Genomic DNA, 20,911 nt, shown 5'->3' on the forward strand with positions numbered 1-20,911 from the left:
CTTCCGCGGAACTCCTCACGACCCCCGACCTGTGGATCGACCACCCTCGGCGCGTTCCTGTCACCACCCCGGCGAACCACACGAACCGACAGGCAGTGCCGCGCTCAGGAGCGACGTGGCAGGATGCAACCCCACCCGCGTGCACGCTCCGCTGACCACACGGTCGCCGAGCGCCGCCCACCCCGACCCAGATGAGGTACGACGAACGTGAAGTTCCGTGTCGACCGCGATGTCCTTGCCGACGCCGTGGCGTGGGCCGCGCGCAGCCTGCCGGTCCGTCCGAGTGCCCCCGTCCTCGCCGGCCTGCTGATCGAGGCCAGTGACGAGGGCCTGATCCTCTCGACGTTCGACTACGAGACCTCCGCCCGCGCCACGCTCAGCGCCGAGGTCCACGACGAGGGCAAGGCCCTGGTCAGCGGCCGGCTCCTCGCCGACATCTGCCGCAGCCTGCCGAACAAGCCCGTCGAGCTCACCCTCGACGGTGCCCGCGTCTCGCTGACCTGCGGCTCCTCGCGCTTCTCGCTGCAGACGATGCCGGTCGAGGACTACCCGACGATCCCCGAGATGCCGGCCGCGACCGGCACCGTGCCGAGCGACGTCTTCGCGCACGCGGTCGCCCAGGCGGTCACCGCCGCCGGCCGCGACGACATGCTCCCGGTGCTGACCGGTGTCCGGATCGAGATCGAGGGCGACACCATCGCCCTGCTCGCCACCGACCGCTTCCGCCTCTCGCAGCGTGAGCTCACCTGGAACCCCGGCACCCCCGACGCGACCCTCGCCGCGCTCGTCCCCGCGAAGGTCCTCGGCGACACCGCGAAGTCGCTGACCGCCGGCCCGGAGGTCACCATCGCGCTGTCCGCGTCGGGCTCCGGCGACGGCATCATCGGCTTCGAGGGCACCGGCCCCGGCGGCGTGCGTCGTACGACGACCCGGCTCCTCGACGGCGAGTTCCCCAAGGTCCGCAGCCTCTTCCCGAGCGAGAAGCTCACCGTCGCGAAGATCGACCGCGCCGAGCTCATCGAGTCGGTCAAGCGCGTCTCGCTCGTCGCGGACCGCAACACCGCGGTCCAGCTGAGCTTCCGCGACGGCGCCCTCGTCCTCGACGCCGGCTCCGGCGACGACGCCCAGGCCTCGGAGTCGGTCGCCGCCCAGATCGAGGGCGACGACCTGGTGACCGGCTTCAACCCGACCTTCCTCCTCGACGGGCTTGGTGCCATCGACGAGGCTGTGGTGGAGCTGGCGTTCACGCAGGCGTCGAAGCCGGTCGTCATCAGCGGCACTCCCGACGAGTCCGCCCAGGACGACGGTGGCTCGTTCCGCTACCTGCTGATGCCGCGCCGCCTGCTCAGCTGACACATCCCACCCGCAGCGACCTGAAGGGACTCCCTCGGATGCACATCGGACTGGTCGGACTCGGCAAGATGGGTGGCAACATGCGCACCCGCCTGCGTAACGGCGGCCACACGGTCGTCGGCTACGACCGCAACCCGGACCTGGCCGACGTCGACAGCCTCGCGGCGATGGTCGAGGCGCTCCCGGCGCCGAAGGTCGTCTGGGTGATGGTGCCCGCGGGCGAGCCCACCCGTTCGACGATCACCGACCTCAAGGAGCTCCTCGGCGAGGGCGACCTGGTCGTCGACGGCGGCAACTCGAAGTACACCGACGACGCGATCAACGCGGCCTCGCTCGCCGAGAAGGGCATCGGCTTCGTCGACTGCGGCGTCTCCGGCGGCGTCTGGGGCCTGCAGAACGGCTACGCGCTCATGTACGGCGGCGCGGCCGAGGACATCGCGAAGGTGCAGCCCGCGTTCGACACCCTCAAGCCCGAGGAGGGCGGTGCCGTCCACGCCGGTCCGACGCCCGGCGCCGGCCACTTCGCCAAGATGGTCCACAACGGCATCGAGTACGCCATGATGCAGTCCTACGCCGAGGGCTGGGAGCTGCTCGAGAAGGTCGACATCGTCGAGAACGTCCCCGCGATCTTCGAGTCGTGGCGCCACGGCACGGTCATCCGCTCCTGGCTGCTGGACCTGCTCACCGAGGCGATCGAGGACGACGAGCACCTCGATGCGCTGCGCGGCTACGCCGACGACTCGGGCGAGGGCCGGTGGACCGTGCAGGCCGCAATCGACAACGCCGTGCCGATGCACGTCATCGCCGCCTCGCTCTTCGCCCGCTTCACCTCGCGCCAGGACGACAGCCCGGCGATGAAGGCGATCGCCGCGATGCGCAACCAGTTCGGCGGCCACGCCGTGCACACGGACCCGCCTCCCGGCGGCGAGGCCAACCCCGACGCCTGAGGCGTACCGGTCGTCGAGCAGGTTGCGCGGCAACCGTCACGAGACGCCCGAGCGAAGAGAGGGACAATGGTGTCGTGCACGTCGCCCACCTGACCCTCCACGACTTCCGGTCGTACGCCGACGTGGACGTCGCGCTCGAACCGGGCGTGACGGCCTTCGTGGGCAGCAACGGCCAGGGGAAGACCAACCTGGTCGAGGCGATCGACTACCTCTCGCGGCTCTCGTCGCACCGCGTCGCCACGGACGCCCCGCTCATCCGGGCCGGCGCCGAGCAGGCGATCGTGCGGGCGGCGGTCGTCCGCGACGGCCGGACCGCGGTCCTCGAGGTCGAGCTCAACCCCGGCCGCGCCAACCGGGCACGGGTCAACCGCTCGCCGCTGCCGCGGGTGCGCGAGCTCGCGGGCCTGGTCCGCACGGTCGTGTTCAGCCCCGAGGACCTCGCCCTGGTCAAGGGCGACCCGTCGCAGCGGCGCCGCTTCCTCGACGACCTGCTCGTGCTCCGCACCCCACGCTACGCCGGCGTCATCGCCGACCACGAGCGGGTGCTGCGCCAGCGCAACACCCTCCTCAAGACCCTGTACGCCGCCCGCGGCTCCTCCCGCGAGGCCGCGCTCGCGACGTTGTCGGTGTGGGACGACCACCTGGTCACCACCGGGACCGAGCTGCTGCTGGCCCGCCAGCGGCTGGTGACCGACCTGGCGCCGTACCTGGGGAAGGCGTACGAGGCGGTCGCGCGGGGCGCCAGCCGCGACGATGCCCGGATCGAGTACTCCGCGACCGTTCCCGCCCCGGTGGTCGAGGAGGTTGCGCAGCAACCGTCACGAGACCCCCGCAACCCCCTCGCCGAAGCCTTCCGCGAGGAGCTCGCCCGCCGCCAGTCGGAGGAGATCCAGCGTGGCGTGACCCTCGTCGGCCCCCACCGCGACGACCTCCTGCTGACCCTGGGCCCGGGCGACGAGCACCGCCTGCCGGTGAAGGGGTACGCCAGCCACGGCGAGTCGTGGTCCTTCGCGCTGGCGCTGCGGCTGGCGTCGTACGACCTGCTGCGGGCCGACGGCGACGACCCGATCCTGATCCTCGACGACGTCTTCGCCGAGCTCGACGCCGACCGGCGCGAGCAGCTCGCGGCGCTCGTCGCCGGTGCCGAGCAGGTCCTGGTGACCGCGGCCGTCGCCGCCGATGTCCCCGACGCGTTGCGGGGTGCGACCTTCCACGTGGCGGCCGGCGAGGTGACCCGTGCCTGACCCGGACGACGAGACGACGGAGGACGCCACCCCCGTGGAGCCCGAGGCGGCCGAGGAGGAGCACCGCGCCGATGGGCTCGACCTCGCCCGCTCGCTCACCCTCGGCACCGCCGCCGCGGGTACGACGCCCGCCCGCCGCCGTCTGCCGCGCAGCTCCGACGGCCGCCCTGCCGGGACCGGCTTCCGCAGCCGCGGCCGGTCGGGTGAGGCGCAGTTCTCGGGGGCCCGGCCCGACGGCCGCGACCCGCAGGGCCTCGGGGCCGAGGTGGACAAGCTCGTCGGCGCCCGCGGCTGGGCGCTCGACCTCCAGGTCCGCGGCGTGTTCGGGCGGTGGACCGAGATCGTCGGCGACGAGATCGGCGCCCACTCGACGCCCGAGACGCTGACCGACGGGACCCTCGTCGTCCGCACCGACTCGACGGCCTGGGCCACCCAGCTGAAGCTGTTCGCGGCGACCCTCGTGCAGCGGCTCAACGCGGAGCTCGGTGACGGGACGGTGACCCTCGTCGAGGTCCTCGGACCGCACGCGCCGTCGTGGAAGCACGGCCGGCGTGGGCTCCGCGACGGGCGCGGGCCGCGGGACACCTACGGCTGAGCCAGGACTGAGCGCGGAGCGTCCTCTCTTTTGACCCTTCCCGGGGTGCCGATCTCGCTACGATGACGGACTGTTCGATGACCCGTTCGTCCGACGTGGCCCCCATGACCACGCGCCCGGCAAGGAGACCGACATGAGCAACTACCAGCCTCCGGCACCGCCCCCGCCCCCCGGTGGCGGTGGCTACGGTGCCCCGCCTCCCGCCGGTCCTCCGGGAGGCGGCTACGGCGGTCCGCCCGCCGGTGGCGGCTTCGGTGGCCCGCCGGCCGGTGCGCAGCCGTGGGACGTCGGCTCGGCCGTCGGCTACGGCTGGGCGAAGTTCCAGCAGAACATGGGCCAGATGATCCTGGCGTCGCTGGCGATCTTCGCGGCGTTCGCGGTCTTCACGCTCCTGTACCTCTTCGCGATCATCCCGGCGAGCTCGTCGGGCTGCGAGGTCGACGACTTCGGCAACCTCGACTGCAGCGACGGCTGGCCGTTCTTCCTGACCTTCGGCATCGTCGCGTTCCTCGGCGTGCTGTTCTTCGTCTTCGCGCAGGTCATCGGCGCCGGCCTGATCCGTGAGGCGCTGGGTGTCACCGAGGGCCGCCCGTTCACCACCGCCGGGGTCTTCAAGTTCCAGAACATCGGCAACGTGATCGTCACCGCCCTGCTGGTCGGCGCCGGGACGTTCATCGGCTACCTGCTGTGCTTCATCCCCGGCATCATCTTCGCGTTCCTGTCGATGTACTCGCTGTTCTTCGTCGTCGACAAGAACCTCTCCCCGGTCGACGCGATCAAGGCCAGCATCGACCTGACGAAGAACAACGTCGGCTCGGCGATCATCTGGTACCTCGTCGCCGTGGTGATCATCTTCGTCGGCGAGCTCGCCTGCTTCGTCGGCCTGCTGGCGGCCATCCCGGTCGTCCTGGTCGGCTCGGCCTTCACCTACAAGAAGCTGTCGGGCCAGCCGGTCGCTCCCTGACCGCAGCCACCGACTGCAACAACGACGCCCCTGACCCCACCCGGGGTCAGGGGCGTCGTGCTTTTCCGGATGCCTACGCGCGGCAGGTCTTGGTGACGTACCGGTCGACGTGGTCGAGGGCGTCGCCGACCTGGTCGGAGGCACCCTTCAGGGCGGCGTAGTCGCTCTTCGCCGCCGCCACGAGGTAGGCGCCGACGACCTCCAGGTCGTCCTTGAGCTTCGGGGGTGCGGCGGCGGTGACCCGCACCCAGTCCTTCACCAGGCTCGCGGCGTCCTTCTGGTCGGAGATGTCGGTGAGGTAGACGGCCGTGAGGCTGTCGCACAGCTTCGAGACGTGCGGGGTCGACGGCGTGGGCTGGGCGGGCTTCTGGTCGACCGCCCCGCCACCGGAGGCCGAGCTGGAGCCGGAGCCGCCCGACTCGGTGACCTCGGTCGTGCTGCCGGAGGAGAAGGTGCACCCGGAGAGGAGCGCGCCGGCGAGGGCCGGGGCGATCCACGCCAGGGATCGGCGGGGCGTCACAGGAGACCTCCGAGTCCGAGGGCCTTGAGGTCGAGGGCGGTCGGGCTCGGGACGCCCGGTGCCCCGCTCCTGCTGGCCGCGAGGAGCGCGCTCTGCAGCTCGACGATGCATCCGCCGAGCTCGTTGTGGGCGAGCGCCTTCGAGTACGGCGCCAGCGCGGCCGCGAGCTTGGTCTCGGCCTCGAGGAACTGGGTCCGGTAGGGGCCGTAGAGCGGCCCGACGACGTCCAGCCCCTTGGCGAAGAGCGTGCCCAGGCTGGTGATCAGCGGGTTCAGGATCGGCGCGACGACCGGCTCGATGGTCGGGTACTCGGCGAGGATCGGCCCGAGCAGCTGCAGCTCGGGCTGGTACGCCGAGGCCAGGGCGAAGGCCTCCGCGGAGAACGGGCCGAAGAGCGGTGCGAAGGGCACCAGCGACTGCAGGCCTCCCCTCGGGGGGTCCTCGCTGAGCTTGACCGGGCAGGGCGGGAGGGCCCGTCCCGCGGGGTCCTCGCCGCCGGGCGACCCGGTGGGCGGTGCCGGGGTCGGTCCCTTGCCACCGGGCGACGCGGGTCCGCCCGTGCCGCCGGTCCCGCCCGTGCCGGTGGGTACGCCGGGACCGGGCGCTGCGCCGGGCAGGGGGATCCCGCCGTCGCCGAGCGGGATGGAGCCGGTGGCGTCCACGGGCACGGCCGGGATCACGTTGGGGTCGAGGGCGCCGGCGGGGACCCCGGCGGGAGCGGGTGCGCCCGTCGCGTCGGCGGTGGTGGTGCTGGCGACCACGTCGTCGACCTGGACCGCGGCGGCGCCGATCACGACGACGTCGACGAACAGGAAGCCGATCGCGAGCTTGCGGATGAGCGGGAGGTTCATGCCGCGGCCGCCTTCCGTGCGCGACGCTCCAGGATCCGGGTGCCGACGATCAGGCCGACCGCCAGGACGGCGAGGCCGATGGCGGTCGCCGTCAGCGGGCCGGAGACCTGCCACTCCTTGTGGCGTTGGGTGACCGTGCGAGTGCCCGGGGCGCCGGCCGACACCGAGCCGGCGTCGGTCGCGGCCAGGGGTGCGCCCGGGGTGATCGGCGCACCGGGCGTGCCCGCGAGCGGGTCGCCGGCCGCCGGTGCCTGGCCGGGAGCCGGAGCCTCACCGGGCTCGACCGCACCGGGCTGGGCGCCGCTGCCGGAGCCCTGCGACGTCGTACCGGGCTGGCCGGTGGAGCCGGTGCCGGAGCCGCCCGAGCCGCCCGAGCCGCTCGAGCCGGCCGGGACGAAGACGCCCTCGAGGTGCCACTTGCCGGTGAACTTGTCGAACGGGCCGCCCTGCACCTGGCTCGCCCAGTCGAGGGTGAAGCGACCGGTGGCGCGGTCGTAGGTGCCGGTCGCGAGCGTGGTGTTGCCGGGGGTCGAGCCGTCGGGCTTGGGCGCGCCCTGGTTGAAGTACTGCTTGTTCCAGCTCACCGTGAACGCCCGCAGGTCGGCGGTGAGGCGGTTGCCGCGCAGCGTGACGCTGGGGACCGGCACGGACCGGCCGGTCTGCGGCTCCTTGCCGGCGGTCGCGGTGGCGAACGCGGTGCCGTAGTACTGCGCCCGTGCGGTGATCCGGCCCGCGCGCGCGTTGCCGGACGAGTCGAAGGCCGGCTTCGGGGCGGGCTGGTAGCCGACGGTGCTGAGGCCGCCGTCCGTGCCCGCGCCGAGCGGCGTGAAGGACTGGTCGCTGCAGGGCGAGTCCGCGTTGGACATGTAGGGACCGTTGGTCGTGCCGCTCGGCAGGATCATCCGCAGGTAGGTGCCCGAGATCCGGCCGCCGGTGCAGGTGCCCGGCGCGAGCCGGAAGACACCGGAGAGGCGGGTCGCGCTGTCGGCCTGCGAGGTCGGCGCGACCGCGGTCGAGAGCGGCACGAGGCTGCCGAGGAGGAGTGCCGCCAGCAGGGCCGGCGACCAGCGGCGGGAGCGCGCGCTGCGCAGTGTGTACATCGTCATGGCGTCGTTTCTGTCGGGGCGGGAGCAGCCCGAGGAGGGAACACCATAAAGTGTAGTGAACTAGTCGATAATAAGGAACAGAAGGGCGGCGATGTCATGGGGACGCGCAGGTCGTCGGCGCGGATGGTCGCGCTCGCAGTGCTCGGGCTGGGGCTGGTCCTGGCCCCCGCCGTCTTCGGCATGTTCCAGCGAGCGCCCCTCGGCGCCGAGATGATCCGGGACTTCAAGCCCTTCATGACCGAGGAGCGGCTCGCCGGCTTCCAGGGCCACCTGGCCGGGATCGACGCGGCGGTGCAGGAGATCGACCCCCTCGTCGAGGCCCGCCCCGGGATCGACAGCCCGGCCTACGCGACGTTCAGCAGCGACTGGCCCGAGATCCACACCACCATGACCTCGCTCATGGACGACGTCGCCGCGAACCGTGAGGGCTACGAGGCGGTCGCGTCCTTGCCGGACTTCCGCCTGTTCCCCTGGTTCTTCGTGGTGCCGGGCGTGGTCATCCTCCTGCTCGCCGGGTACGGCGCCGTGCGCGGCCTGGACGCGCGCTGGATCCGGTGGCCGATCGCCGCGCTCGGCATCGCCCTCGTCGTGCTGCCGTTCGCGGTCGGGATGTTCGACAAGGCCCCGCGCGGTGCGGCGATGATGGGCGCCTTCGAGACGATCGAGACCACCCAGAACGTGGCCCGCATCCAGGGCTACTTCGCCACGATGGCGGCGGGCCAGGGCGCGATCCGGCTGGACATCGCTCCCGAGCTGGCCCGCGCCGGCGTACCCCATCCGGCGACCCAGGAGCTCGACGCCGAGTGGATCCGCATCCTCAACGACATGACGCCGATGATCGGCGCGATGAGCGACAGCGTCGACAACTACCAGGCCGTCGCCTCGCTGCCCAGCTTCCGGCTCTTCCCGTGGTTCTTCCTCGCCCCGGGTGCCCTCCTCGTCCTGATCGCCCTTGCTCCCCGAAGGAAACCCCGAAAGGCACAGCCATGAAGCTCTCCCTCCGATCGATGCGGCTCCTCGCCGTCACGCCGCTCCTCGCCGCCGCCCTCGCCGGGTGCGGCTCGTCCGACGACGAGAAGGAGGCCGCGGGCGAGCCGCTGGTCGGCACCTTCAAGCTCGATCCCGGGCACTGCGACGCGAAGGGCGCGACCGGTTCGTACTTCCGCATGATCCAGCCGGGCGGGACCGTCGAGAAGGGCGGCTACTTCCTCAACCCCGACTCCAAGTGCCCCGACCAGTCCTTCTCCGTCGCGGTGGCGGGCTCGGACGGCGGCCTGAGGACCGGCGAGTTCCAGCCGGGCCCCGACCCGGCGTTCAACAAGCGCGGCGACGCGCTGGCGGCGCAGATCACCAAGCCCGGCACCTTCACCGCGATCAAGTTCGCGATCTCGACCCCGTCGGTCGACCCGGGCACGGGGGAGAAGCTCCCGAAGCCCGAGATCCGCAACGACGACGGTGAGCTGTCCGGCCAGCTGACGGCGTGGACGGCCGGGTGGAACAACCTCTACTTCAACCAGGGCTCGCCGAAGCCCGACGGCTCGACGAAGGGCCTGACGACGCCGGTGTCCGGGACCTACGACGAGGAGTCGGGCCACTTCGAGCTGACCTGGTCGAGCACCATCGCCGGCGGCCCGTTCGACCGCTTCAGCGGCTACTGGCACCTCGAGGGCACCTTCGTCCCGGCGACCTAGGCGCGGGTGCGTGGCGGGATCACGCGTCAGTGCCACGAAAGCCCAATCACCTTAAAGTCGCCTAAATTAATATGGTTAGATCTAGCCATCGTCTGTAAGGGCATCGCGGTCCACGTGGCCGTCGATGGGGAGGCAGTCGAGAACTGCTGGACATGTGTGGCGTGAATCGACGTCGGACCGACCTTGGGAGAGCGGTCCGGCCCTGCTCGGGTGCAAAGCAGGGGTCGGTGCCCCACGACGCCGTACGTGTCCACCCCTCGACGTGAGCCGTACGGGTCACGTCAACGCACCTACAGAGGAAGGCACACACAGCCATGCACAGGAAGAACCGCGTCGTCCGCGGGGTCGCCGCCGGCCTGCTGAGTCTCGGTCTGCTGACCGCGACCACCGGCCCCGTCGCCGCCGACGACACGAACGGAACGGGTGGCCTGCCGCTACCGGACCTCCCACTGGGTGGTGGCGGCCTGCAGCTCCCGGGCCTCGACGAGCTCGCCGGCGAGGGCCTCTCGCTGCCGAGCCTCGACCTGCTGGACGGCGGTCTCGGCGGGGGCCTCGGTGGGGGTGACGGCGACGGTGGTGCCCTCGGCCAGCTCGGCGACCTGCCGATCAGTGCCGAGTGGCTCGTCAACACCCTGAGCAACGCGACCAGCATCGGGAAGGTCAAGAACAACACGGTGCCCGGCGCGATCGAGCGCCGCGACAAGGCGACGGCCGCGTGGAAGGCCGCTGTCGCGAAGTACAAGTCGGGCAAGGGCCCGCAGCCCGACCCGCTGGCGAAGCCGGAGTACACCGTGGTGTGGTCGGCCAAGCAGAACGCCGCCGACATCAACGCGGACGTCATCAGCAAGTTCGTCCAGAACGCGACCATCAACCCGCAGGGTCTGCTCGACCTGCTGAACCCGCAGTTCCTCCCCGGCCTCGACGGCTTCCAGGTCATCGACAGCCGTGCCAAGAACCTCGACGGCACGGACAACCCGGACTACGCCCGGGTGGTCAACTTCGTGCAGCTGCCGCTGCCGTGGGGCCTGGAGAACGAGTCGCACCACATGCAGTACGAGTGGAACGACGGCGACCCGATCCTCGCCGGCGGCCTGTTCACGGGTACGACGCACGTCCTCGACGCGAAGGACATCCCGAACCTGAAGCTGCTCAACGAGATCCCGGTGACCTCGACGCCGGGCGGCTCGATCGCCGACGCGTACGAGAACGGTCCCGGCGGCCGCTTCTACCTGACGCTGATGGGTGGCCCGCTGGCCAACTTCGGTGGCTCCCCGGGTGAGATCGTGACCTTCAAGCCGGACCCGGTCCGGGGTGTCGTGGTCGAGTCCGAGTCGCCGGCCGGTGGTCCGCTCGGGGCCAACCCGAACGGCATCAAGGAGCCCTGCAACCTGCGCGAGGCCCGCCCGCTCGGCACCTGCGCCAACCCGCACGGCATCCAGTTCCGCAACGACCTCGGCGTCGGCATCACCTCGGACTACGCCGAGCCGCGCGAGATCGTGCTCGACCCGGTCAAGACGATCGACAAGTACGCCTTCCGGCCGACCGTCCGCACCTGGGACAACACGGGTGCCAACGCCGGCAAGCCGAAGCTGGTCGGTGTCGCCCACGTCCCGAACGGCCCGACCGAGCCCGCCCAGCGTGCCCACGAGCAGTACGGGATCATGGAGGCCGCCAAGACCTGGCCCAACGCCGACCGGTACAAGAAGGGCCTGAGCTCCAAGGGCGCCTTCTTCGGCTCGATGTGCGGTGGCGGCGTCTTCTTCGTCCCCGACCTGACCAAGGCCAAGGGCGACTTCTCCGACCAGATCGTGCAGGTCTGGAACGACGGCCTCTCGATCGTGCGGACCGCCGACGGACGCAAGTACGACGAGCCCGGCGGCTGCGCCGGTGGTGCCTGGCACCAGGTCTCGCCGAACAACCGCCTGCTCTTCCGCGCCGTCCAGGGCCGCAACCCCGGCTCGGACAACTACTTCGACGAGGGTGCGGCGAAGATCGTCTACGACATCGACATCTCGCCCGTCATCGAGAGCGCCGCGGACGGCAAGGTCGACTGCGACCTGTCGCGAGGCATCCACAACGGGACCCTGGACATCTCCGGGATCCGGCTGTGGAACAAGCTGGCCCAGGGCGAGACGGTCGCGGACTGCCCGCGCTTCGTCTCCGCCCTGCCCGTGGCCGACGTGACGACGGGTGGCCCGCACTGGGGCGCCCTCGACAACCACACCGTCGACCAGTGGGGCACGCCGTGGCGCCTGCAGTTCTCGGACTACTTCGTCTCCCGCACGGGCGTCGACGGTGACCACCGGCTCTACAACGTGAACATCTCGCCGTCGGGCAAGCTCAGCTACGACGACTCGTTCCGTGACGAGAAGACCGGCGGTCTCGGCGTCAACTTCAACCGGCGCAACTGGCCGGGCAACCCGGATGCGGGCTTCTACAAGCCGCACTCGGAGCTGTGGGTGACGCCGCCGGGGATCTCCAGCCCCAACGCGTCCGGCAAGGATCTGGCCTACCGGGACTACCGTTGATCCAACGGCTGTTCGTCGTCGTCGCGGTCGTCGCGCTGTCTGCCCTCCTGGGCAGCGGCGCGGCGCCCGCGGCGGCGCACCCCAACGCAATCCAGTCCACCCCCGAGGCCGGTTCCGTCGCCCCGGAGTCGCCGAAGGCGATCTCCATCGCGCTCAGCGAGCCGGCGGTCGCCCGCGGCTCGACCTTCGAGGTCACGGGCCCCGGCGGCAAGGCGGTGGCCACCGGCCCCGTCACCGAGAAGGCGAACGGGCAGATCCTGTCCGTCGTCCCCCGCAAGCCGCTGCCCAGCGCGGTCTACACCGTGCGCTGGTCGGCGCTCGGCGACGACGGGCACGTCGTCTCCGGGTCCTTCCGCTTCGGCGTCGCCGATGAGAAGGGCGACGACCCGCCCGGTGCCGCCGACCTGACCGGCGGCGGCCAACGACCCGACAGCAGCGCGGCCGGCGACAGCGTCATCCGCTGGACCGGCCGCTGGGCCGGTATCCTGGTCGCCTCCGTCCTGTTCGCGGGCCTCCTGCTCCTGCACCGCCTGCGCCGCGCGGACGAGATCACGCCCGCCGCGGAGTCGAGGATCCTGCGCTTCGCGCCGACGGCCTGGCTGGTCACCGGCCTCGCCGCCGTCGCCGGAGCACTCACCTCGGCGACGGCCGGCGCCGCGGGCTCGTTCGACCTCGGCCTGCTGACCGACTCGGCCACCGGCCGGGCGGATCTCGCGCGGCTCGCGATCGTCGGCGTGGCCTCGGTCGCGCTGCTCGTCGTACGACGCCGGCGCCGGGTGCGTCCGTGGGTCGCCCTGGTCGCCGCGGGCGGAGTCCTCGCCAGCTATGCGTTCTCCGGCCACGTGCTCACCGAGCCGTCGGTGCCCTACCTGCTGGCCGTCGTCGTCCACGTGCTCGCCGCCGGGCTGTGGCTCGGCGGGCTGGGCGCGGTGGCGCTCGCCGCGCGCGTCGGCGGCGTACCTGTTCGTACGGCGCTGCGGCGGTACGCCGCGATCGCGATCGGCGCGCTCGTGGTGGTCGTCCTCACCGGCGTCGTGGCCGCGGTCCGCGAGGTCGCGCACTGGTACTTCCTGACCTGGTCGGGCTACGGGCGCGTCGTGATCGCGAAGGCCGCCCTGGTCGCGGTGATCGCGGGGATCGGCCTGGTCGCGTGGCGCCGCTCGCGCGGCGATCGTGAGCCGGGTCCCGGCCGTGCGGTCGGGTTCGAGCTCGTCGTGGGCGTCGTCGTACTCGCGCTCGCCGTCACGCTGGGCGCCCTGGTCCAGGGCCGCGACCGACCGCTGCCGGCCCAGGCCGGGCGGCTCTTCGCCGGACCCGCGGCCGCCACCGCCGTCCTCGAGAGCGGTACGGCGGCCATCGGGCTGGCGCCGGCGCGGGTCGGCGACAACGTCCTCACCGTCTCCCTGCCGCCGGAGAACGCGGCGGCGAAGAAGGTGTCCGTCGAGCTGACCAGCCCCGGTGGCGGCGATCGCGCCCGCACCCTCGAGCTGGCGCAGCACGGGGGACGCACCTGGTCGGCCCCGGTCGACGTCTCGGCGGACGGCCAGTGGCGCGCCGAGGTGACGGTCGACGGGGCATCCGCGCAGGCGGTCGCCCTCGAGGTCGGCGTACCGAAGGCACCCGGCTCGACGCCGGTCGAGGTGGTCGCCGTGGCCGACCTCAGCGGACCGGCGGCCGAGCGCTGCAGGGCGCACGTCATCGGCGTCCAGATGGCGCTGGCCAGGGTCAACGCCGACGGCGGCATCGACGGCGGGCGCAAGGTGGCCCTGCTGACGCTCGACAGCGGTGGCACCGAGGAGGGCGCGAAGAAGGCGGTCGCCCGGGCCCTGCGGGCCGGTGGCGTCGCCTCCGCGGGCACTTGCGGGGGCGGTGGCTCGGCCGCGGTCGAGGCGCTGGCCGAGGCCGGTCTCCCCGTGGTCGTCGGCGATCCCGCCGTCGACCCCACCGAGACGAAGGGCGTCTACCGGCTGGCGGCCGACCCGTACGCCCAGGGCATCGCCCTCGGCCAGCTGATCCGTGGCCGGGTGCAGCCCGCGGGCGTCGCGCCCAAGCCCGTCGTCCGCGCGCTCGTCGAGGACGACCTGCAGGGCAAGCGGCTCCTCGCCGGCCTGCAGGTCGGGCTCTCCCCGGAGGCGACGCCGAAGGACTTCGCCGCCTCCTCGTCGCTGCCGACCCCGGAGGTCCGGCTCCTCGAGCCGGGCTCGCTCGCCGAACTCGACGACGACGAGCTGACGGGCGTCATCGACGCCCGCCGGACCACGGCGCTGGTCGTGGACCTGCCGCACGCCGGTGGCGACGACGTCGCCGTCATCGAGCGGCTGGGGCGGGCGAAGGGCGACAAGGTGCTGACCTCGCCGATCCTGCTGTCCGAGCGGGTCCTGTCCGAGACGGTGGTCCGCGCGTCGGGCGCCCTGGGCCACCTCGGCGCGGTGCAGGGCGTCAGCGAGGTCTCGACCTCGTCGACCGACGCCGTGCTCTACCGGATGGCGGTCCCGCAGCTGTTCCGCGGCGAGCTCGCCTCGCTCGACGGGCTGCGCGGGTACGCCGCCGGCCGCGCCTTGGCCGAGGCCCTCGGCGGCGGCACCTCGGCGGAGGACATCCGCGCCTACCTGGACGCGCCCGGCGTGTTCAGCTCGGCGCTGCTCGCGCCGTGGAGCCGGCGACTGCCGGGGGTCGGCTCGGCGGCCGTCGTACCGCTGCAGCCGCAGTTCCTGGCACCGACGCTCGTCCCGGGCTCCACCGGCGGTGAGCGACAGGACGACTCCTACTTCCCCGAGGGGAACTGGACCGTCACCTCCACCGCACCGCTCGGGCTCGTCCCGGGCATCGGCCAGGGCGCACCGCCCACCGGGTAGCCACCACCACCCGCCGGGTGGGGCGAGCCCTCGCTCGCCCCGCCCGGCCCCGAAAGGAGAGGTCGAGACATGACCGCCACCGCACCGGAGTCGCTGCTCCGTCGTACCTTCAGCTTCCCGAACCCCGTCAACGAGAAGGCGGCGCGCGTGGTCGCGGGCGGCGTGGTCGCCATCGCCACGTCCGCCCTGCTGCTGGGCCGCCTGGTCAGCACGGACTGGCTGTGGCTGAGCCTGCCGCTGGCGCTGGGCTTCGTGGCCCGGGTGCTCACCGGACCCACGCTGAGCCCCCTCGGTCGCCTCGCCACCGGGGTGGTCGCGCCGCGGCTGGGGGAGCCGAAGCTCGTCCCCGGACCGCCCAAGCGCTTCGCCCAGGCGATCGGCGTCGTGGTCACCGGGGCGGCCACCGTCGCCGTCGCCCTGGGCCAGACCGGCCTCGCCGAGGTCCTGCTGGCGCTGATCATCGTGGCCGCGGGGCTCGAGGCCTTCCTCGCCTTCTGCCTGGGCTGCACGATCTTCGGCTGGCTGATGCGCGCCGGGCTGATCCCGGAGGAGACCTGCGAGGCCTGCAACAACCTGGCGCTGCGCGCCTGACCCACGGGCTCGGGAGGGCGTCCGAAGGGCGCCTCCCGCGTACCGGGGCCCACCCGAACCCCTGTTCGGCGCTCCCATTGCCGTTTCCGTGGCGCTGAGGGCCTGTTTTCCACACCGGTCCTCCCCCGCGGCGGGGCGCGCACGTGTCCTGAGGCCCGTAGCGGGCTAGAATGGGTTATCGGCCGGGAATGCGTCTCCGGGACGCCATGCTCGGCCTTCGCCATGCCATCGGTGATGGCGGACACACCCCGAGCAGAACAGAGGTCACCGCGTGTCGACTGACGACCAGGCCCCCCAGCAGGAGACCCCGCAGGCGACCCCCCACGAGGGGGAGTACGACGCCTCCGCGATCCAGGTCCTCGAGGGTCTCGAGGCCGTCCGCAAGCGCCCCGGCATGTACATCGGCTCCACCGGTGAGCGCGGCCTGCACCACCTGATCTGGGAGATCGTGGACAACGCGGTCGACGAGGCGCTCGCCGGCTACTGCGACACCATCAAGGTCTCGCTCAACGCCGACGGCTCGGTCACCGTCGTCGACAACGGCCGCGGCATCCCCACCGACACCGCGCCCGGCCAGGAGCTGCCGGCCGCGACGCTGGCGCTCACCGTGCTGCACGCCGGCGGCAAGTTCGGCGGCGGCGGCTACAAGGTCTCCGGCGGTCTGCACGGCGTCGGCTCGTCCGTCGTCAACGCGCTCTCCGACCGGCTCCACCTGCAGGTGAAGAACCGCGGCTTCCTGTGGGAGCAGGAGTTCTCCCTGGGCGTCCCGGACTACCCGCTGCGCCAGGTCCGCCCGCTGGAGGACGGCGAGCGCTCCGGCACGACCGTCACCTGGTGGGCCTCGCCGGACATCTTCGAGACGACCGACTACACCCTCGAGACGATCTCGACCCGCTTCCGCGAGATGGCCTTCCTCAACAAGGGCCTGCGCATCGAGCTGGTCGACGCGCGCCCCAAGGCCGAGGAGATCGCCGAGGCGGTCGAGGGCGGCACGGGCGAGGTCGACGGCGTCGCCGACTCCGCGACCGAGATCCACGCCGCCGACGTCGACGGCCACAAGGCGCTCGAGCAGGTCTTCCAGTACGAGCGCGGCCTCGCCGACTACGTCGACTTCCTCAACAAGCGCAAGACGCCGATCAGCCCGGTCATCTCCTACGAGGCCGAGACCGGCGACGACGCGCCCAACCCGATGAGCCTCGAGCTCGCGATGCAGTGGCAGGCGTCGTCGTACAACGAGTCGGTGCACACCTTCGCCAACACCATCAACACGCCCGAGGGCGGCACGCACGAGGAGGGCTTCCGTGCGGCGCTGACCTCGCTGGTCAACCGGTGGGGCGAGGAGTGGGGCCTGATCAAGAAGAAGGAGGACCGGCTGACCGGTGACGACATCCGCGAGGGTCTCACCGCGATCATCAGCCTGAAGATCTCCAACCCGCAGTTCGAGGGCCAGACCAAGGCCAAGCTCGGCAACACCGAGGCCAAGGGCTTCGTGCAGTCGGTCGTCAACGACCAGCTCGGCGCCTGGCTGGAGCAGAACCCCGGCGAGGGCAAGGAGATCATCCGCAAGGCGCAGGCCGCCGCGACCGCGCGGATCGCCGCGCGCAAGGCGCGCGACCTGGCCCGCAACCGCAAGGGCCTGCTCGGCGGGGGAGGCCTGCCGGGCAAGCTGCGCGACTGCAGCTCGCGCAACCCGGAGGAGTGCGAGGTCTTCATCGTCGAGGGTGACTCGGCCGGTGGCTCCGCGGTCATGGGCCGCGACAACAACATCCAGGCGATCCTCCCGATCCGCGGCAAGATCCTCAACGTCGAGAAGGCGCGCATCGACAAGGTGCTGGCCAACCAGGAGGTCCAGGCGATCATCTCGGCGCTCGGCACGGGCGTGCACGAGGAGTTCGACCTGGCCAAGCTGCGCTACCACAAGATCGTGCTGATGGCCGACGCCGACGTCGACGGCCACCACATCAACACGCTGCTGCTGACGCTGCTCTTCCGCTTCATGCGCCCGCTGATCGAGGCCGGCCACGTCTACCTCGCACAGCCGCCGCTCTACCGGATCAAGTGGAACAAGCCGGCCGAGCACGAGTACGTCTACTCCGACGCCGAGCGCGACGCGGTCATGCGCGACGGGCTCGAGCAGGGCAAGAAGCTGCCCAAGGAGGCCCCGATCCAGCGCTACAAGGGTCTCGGCGAGATGAACGCCGACGAGCTGTGGGAGACCACCCTCGACCCCGACCAGCGCGTGCTGCTCCAGGTCACCCTGGAGGACGCCGCCCAGGCCGACGAGATCTTCTCGATCCTGATGGGGGAGGACGTCGAGCAGCGACGCTCCTTCATCCAGCGCAACGCCAAGGACGTCCGGTTCCTCGACATCTGACCGGTGGTCGAGGAGGTCGCGCAGCGACCGTCTCGAGACCTCTGGCCTTGTATCCCCATCTCTACTGATCTTCCTAGACACACGTAGAACAACTCAGAAAGAGCAATCGTGACTGAGACGCAGAGCAACCTCGGCGACGGAACGGGCGGCGGCCGGGTCCAGCCCGTCGACCTGCAGGAGTCGATGAAGCGCTCCTACATCGACTACGCGATGGCGGTCATCGTCGGCCGCGCGCTGCCCGACGTACGCGACGGCCTCAAGCCGGTCCACCGCCGCGTCCTCTACGCCATGTACGACGGCGGCTACCGCCCCGACCGCGGCTTCAACAAGTGCGCCCGCGTCGTCGGCGACGTCATGGGTAACTACCACCCCCACGGCGACTCCGCGATCTACGACACCCTCGTCCGGCTCGCCCAGCCGTGGGTGATGCGCAACCCTCTGGTCGCCGGCCAGGGCAACTTCGGCTCGCCGGGCAACGACCCCGCCGCGGCCATGCGGTACACCGAGTGCCGGATGGCGCCGCTGGCCATGGAGATGGTCCGGGACATCCACGAAGAGACCGTGGACATGGTCCCGAACTACGACGGCAAGACCGAGGAGCCGACGATCCTGCCGGCCCGGTTCCCCAACCTGCTGGTCAACGGATCGGCCGGCATCGCGGTCGGCATGGCCACCAACATCCCGCCGCACAACCTGCGCGAGGTCGCCGAGGGCGCGGTCTGGGCGCTCGAGCACCCCGACGCCACCCGCGAGGAGCTGCAGGACGCGCTCATCGAGCGGATCAAGGGCCCCGACTTCCCCAACGGCGCGCTGATCGTCGGCCGCGAGGGCATCGAGCAGGCCTACCGCACCGGCCGCGGCTCGATCACCCAGCGCGCGATCATCGAGGTCGACGAGGACAAGAACGGCCGGACCGTCCTGGCCATCACCGACCTGCCCTACATGGTCAACCCCGACAACCTGCTGGTGAAGATCGCCGAGCTGGCCGACGCCGGCAAGGTGCAGGGCATCAGCGACGTCCGCAACGAGACGTCCTCGCGGGTGGGCCAGCGGATCATCATCGTGCTCAAGCGCGACGCCGTGGCCCGGGTCGTGCTCAACAACCTGCTCAAGCACACCGAGCTGCAGACCAACTTCTCGGCCAACATGCTGGCCCTGGTCGACGGCGTGCCGCGCACGCTCAGCATCGACCAGTTCATCAGCAACTGGGTCGAGCACCAGATCGAGGTCATCCGGCGCCGGACCGAGTTCCGCCTGCGAAAGGCCGAGGAGCGGGCCCACATCCTGCGTGGCCTCGTCAAGGCGCTCGACATGCTCGACGAGGTCATCGCCCTGATCCGGCGCTCGCCCGACGTCGCCGAGGCGCGGGTGGGCCTGATGGAGCTGCTCGACATCGACGAGCTCCAGGCCACCGCGATCCTCGACATGCAGCTGCGCCAGCTCGCGGCCCTGCAGCGCCAGAAGATCATCGACGACCTGGCCGAGCTCGAGATCGTGATCGCCGACCTCAAGGACATCCTCGCCAACGTCACCCGCCAGCGGCAGATCGTGATCGACGAGCTGGGGGAGATCGTCGAGAAGTACGGCGACGACCGTCGTACCCAGATCATCGCGGCCTCCGGCGACATGTCGATGGAGGACCTGATCCCCGACGAGGACCAGGTCGTCTCCATCACCCGCGGCGGCTACGCCAAGCGGACCCGCGCCGACCAGTACCGCACGCAGAAGCGCGGCGGGAAGGGCGTGCGCGGCGCGACGCTGCGCGGCGACGACGTGGTCGACCACTTCATCTCGACCACCTCGCACCACTGGCTGCTGTTCTTCACCACGGCCGGGCGGGTCTACCGCACCAAGGTCTACAACCTGCCCGAGGCCTCGCGCGACGCGAAGGGCGGCCACGTCGCCGGCCTGCTGTCGTTCCAGCCGGACGAGTCGATCGCCCAGGTGCTGGCGATCCGCGACTACGACCAGGCGCCGTACCTCGTCCTCGCGACGAAGAAGGGCCTGGTCAAGAAGACCCGCCTCGGCGACTACAACAGCCCCCGCCAGGCCGGCGTCATCGCGATCAACTTCAAGCACGACGACGACGAGCTGATCGGCGCCGAGCTGGTCAACAGCGAGGACGACATCCTGCTGGTGTCGGAGAAGGCGCAGTCGATCCGCTTCCGCGCGAGCGACGAGCAGCTGCGCCCGATGGGTCGTGCCACGGCCGGCGTGACCGGCATGAAGTTCAAGTACGACGACGACGCGGTCCTGTCGATGGCCGTCATCCGCGCCGCCGACGCCGCCCGTGAGGACAGCACCGAGAACGTCCAGTACGTCTTCAGCATCACCGACACCGGCTGGGCGAAGCGGACCCCGATCAAGGAGTACCGCGTCCAGGGCCGCACCGGCACCGGCATCAAGGCGATGCAGCTGGTCGACGAGAAGAAGGGCCGCCTCGTCGGTGCCTTCATCGTCGTCGACGGCGACGAGATCCTCTCGATCACGGCCAGCGGCCAGGTCGTCCGCTCGCCCATCGACGACAACTTCACCCCCAAGGGCCGGATCACCCAGGGCGTGCGCTTCGTGAGCCTGCGCGGCAACGACACGGTCGCCGTGGTGGCCCGCTCCGTGGAGGCCCGGGACGCCGACGAGGAGGCGACGGAATCGCCCGATGAGGCCCCGGATGCCACAATCGGAGGAACGGACGACGGGACGGCCGCCGTGGAGGCACCGCCCGGGGAGAGTGAGAGCTGATGACTGAGCGCGTCGAGGAGACGGCGGTCCGACCGCCGACGGAGGGGCCCATCGGGGCCCCCGTGACCCCGGCGCGCCCGATCCAGGCCGGCCCGTCCACCGACCCGGCGGCGACCGCGGTCCGCCCGCGCGCCCCCCGCCGGGCCCGGCTGCGGCTGACCCGGATCGACCCCTGGTCGGTCATGAAGACGTCGTTCCTGCTGTCCATCGCGTTCGCGGTCGTCACCGTGGTCTCGGTCGCGATGGTCTGGCAGGTCCTCGGCGCCGCGGGCGTCTGGGACTCGATCAACTCCACCGTCCAGGAGAGCATCGGCGGCGAGGACGTGGCCGGCTTCAAGATCGAGGACTACCTCGGCACCAGCCGCGTGCTCGGCTTCACGATGCTCGTGGCCGCCATCGACGTCGTACTCATCACGGCGGCGGCGACCCTCGTGGCCTTCCTCTACAACATGTCGGCCGCCCTCCTCGGCGGCGTGGAGATCACCCTCGCCGAGGACAACTGACCCCTCCTCCGCCACCCCGGTGGTCGAGGAGGTTGCGCAGCAACCGTCAC

The 20,911-nt window shown here is 71.5% G+C and carries 16 protein-coding genes; 13 read left to right on the plus strand and 3 right to left on the minus strand.

Features of this window, described 5'->3' with window-relative positions; all coding sequences use genetic code 11:
* Nucleotides 1-207: 207 nt before the first annotated feature.
* The 5 genes from dnaN (at nucleotide 208) to BJ993_RS09725 (ending at nucleotide 5,103) form a co-directional block, all read left to right on the plus strand.
* Nucleotides 208-1,353, plus strand: coding sequence for a DNA polymerase III subunit beta (dnaN, locus tag BJ993_RS09705; protein ID WP_036543857.1), 1,146 nt, complete (start codon nucleotides 208-210; stop codon nucleotides 1,351-1,353).
* Between the two features lie 38 nt (nucleotides 1,354-1,391).
* Nucleotides 1,392-2,300, plus strand: a complete 909-nt coding sequence (gnd, locus tag BJ993_RS09710) for a phosphogluconate dehydrogenase (NAD(+)-dependent, decarboxylating) (RefSeq protein ID WP_179648594.1) — start codon at nucleotides 1,392-1,394, stop codon at nucleotides 2,298-2,300.
* A 74-nt stretch (nucleotides 2,301-2,374) separates the two neighbouring features.
* Nucleotides 2,375-3,544, plus strand: coding sequence for a DNA replication/repair protein RecF (recF, locus tag BJ993_RS09715; protein WP_179648595.1), 1,170 nt, complete (start codon nucleotides 2,375-2,377; stop codon nucleotides 3,542-3,544).
* A complete protein-coding gene (locus BJ993_RS09720) occupies nucleotides 3,537-4,139 on the plus strand; it encodes a DciA family protein (protein ID WP_179648596.1) in 603 nt (200 codons plus the stop codon). The genes recF and BJ993_RS09720 overlap by 8 nt, the downstream gene beginning before the upstream one ends.
* Nucleotides 4,140-4,272: 133 nt before the next feature.
* Nucleotides 4,273-5,103, plus strand: a complete 831-nt coding sequence (locus BJ993_RS09725; protein WP_179648597.1) for a DUF2189 domain-containing protein — start codon at nucleotides 4,273-4,275, stop codon at nucleotides 5,101-5,103.
* A 73-nt stretch (nucleotides 5,104-5,176) separates the two neighbouring features.
* Here the strand turns inward: BJ993_RS09725 and BJ993_RS09730 are convergent, their stop codons facing one another.
* From BJ993_RS09730 to BJ993_RS09740, 3 genes are read right to left on the minus strand one after another with little or no spacing between them, the layout of a single operon-like run.
* Nucleotides 5,177-5,623 carry a hypothetical protein gene (locus BJ993_RS09730; RefSeq protein WP_179648598.1) on the minus strand — a complete coding sequence of 149 codons (447 nt, stop codon included), beginning with the start codon at nucleotides 5,621-5,623 and terminating at the stop codon, nucleotides 5,177-5,179.
* A complete protein-coding gene (locus BJ993_RS09735) occupies nucleotides 5,620-6,474 on the minus strand; it encodes a hypothetical protein (protein ID WP_179648599.1) in 855 nt (284 codons plus the stop codon). Before BJ993_RS09735 ends, BJ993_RS09730 begins: the two co-directional genes overlap by 4 nt.
* Nucleotides 6,471-7,580, minus strand: a complete 1,110-nt coding sequence (locus tag BJ993_RS09740) for a hypothetical protein (protein WP_179648600.1) — start codon at nucleotides 7,578-7,580, stop codon at nucleotides 6,471-6,473. The genes BJ993_RS09735 and BJ993_RS09740 overlap by 4 nt, the downstream gene beginning before the upstream one ends.
* 96 nt (nucleotides 7,581-7,676) lie before the next feature.
* Between BJ993_RS09740 and BJ993_RS09745 the strand changes: the two genes are divergently transcribed.
* From BJ993_RS09745 to BJ993_RS09780, 8 genes are all read left to right on the plus strand, one after another.
* Nucleotides 7,677-8,570 carry a hypothetical protein gene (locus BJ993_RS09745; protein WP_179648601.1) on the plus strand — a complete coding sequence of 298 codons (894 nt, stop codon included), beginning with the start codon at nucleotides 7,677-7,679 and terminating at the stop codon, nucleotides 8,568-8,570.
* Nucleotides 8,567-9,271: a hypothetical protein gene (locus tag BJ993_RS09750; protein WP_179648602.1), complete on the plus strand. Its 705-nt coding sequence runs from the start codon at nucleotides 8,567-8,569 to the stop codon at nucleotides 9,269-9,271. Before BJ993_RS09745 ends, BJ993_RS09750 begins: the two co-directional genes overlap by 4 nt.
* Before the next feature lie 314 nt (nucleotides 9,272-9,585).
* Nucleotides 9,586-11,799, plus strand: a complete 2,214-nt coding sequence (locus tag BJ993_RS09755) for a hypothetical protein (RefSeq protein ID WP_051932072.1) — start codon at nucleotides 9,586-9,588, stop codon at nucleotides 11,797-11,799.
* Nucleotides 11,796-14,654: a copper resistance protein CopC gene (locus BJ993_RS09760; protein ID WP_179648603.1), complete on the plus strand. Its 2,859-nt coding sequence runs from the start codon at nucleotides 11,796-11,798 to the stop codon at nucleotides 14,652-14,654. Before BJ993_RS09755 ends, BJ993_RS09760 begins: the two co-directional genes overlap by 4 nt.
* A gap of 69 nt (nucleotides 14,655-14,723) precedes the next feature.
* Entirely contained in the window at nucleotides 14,724-15,245 is a 522-nt protein-coding gene (locus BJ993_RS09765) for a DUF4395 domain-containing protein (protein ID WP_036543842.1), read from the plus strand.
* A 271-nt stretch (nucleotides 15,246-15,516) separates the two neighbouring features.
* Nucleotides 15,517-17,619, plus strand: a complete 2,103-nt coding sequence (gene gyrB / locus BJ993_RS09770; RefSeq protein WP_179648604.1) for a DNA topoisomerase (ATP-hydrolyzing) subunit B — start codon at nucleotides 15,517-15,519, stop codon at nucleotides 17,617-17,619.
* 108 nt (nucleotides 17,620-17,727) lie between these two features.
* The gene (gene gyrA, locus BJ993_RS09775) at nucleotides 17,728-20,358 is read left to right on the plus strand and encodes a DNA gyrase subunit A (protein ID WP_179648605.1); all 2,631 of its coding nucleotides are present in this window, start codon (nucleotides 17,728-17,730) and stop codon (nucleotides 20,356-20,358) included.
* Nucleotides 20,358-20,861, plus strand: a complete 504-nt coding sequence (locus BJ993_RS09780; RefSeq protein WP_179648606.1) for a DUF3566 domain-containing protein — start codon at nucleotides 20,358-20,360, stop codon at nucleotides 20,859-20,861. Before gyrA ends, BJ993_RS09780 begins: the two co-directional genes overlap by 1 nt.
* The last annotated feature ends 50 nt before the right edge of the window (nucleotides 20,862-20,911 follow it).

The sequence above is a fragment of the Nocardioides aromaticivorans genome (assembly GCF_013408525.1).
Lineage (GTDB): Bacteria > Actinomycetota > Actinomycetes > Propionibacteriales > Nocardioidaceae > Nocardioides > Nocardioides aromaticivorans.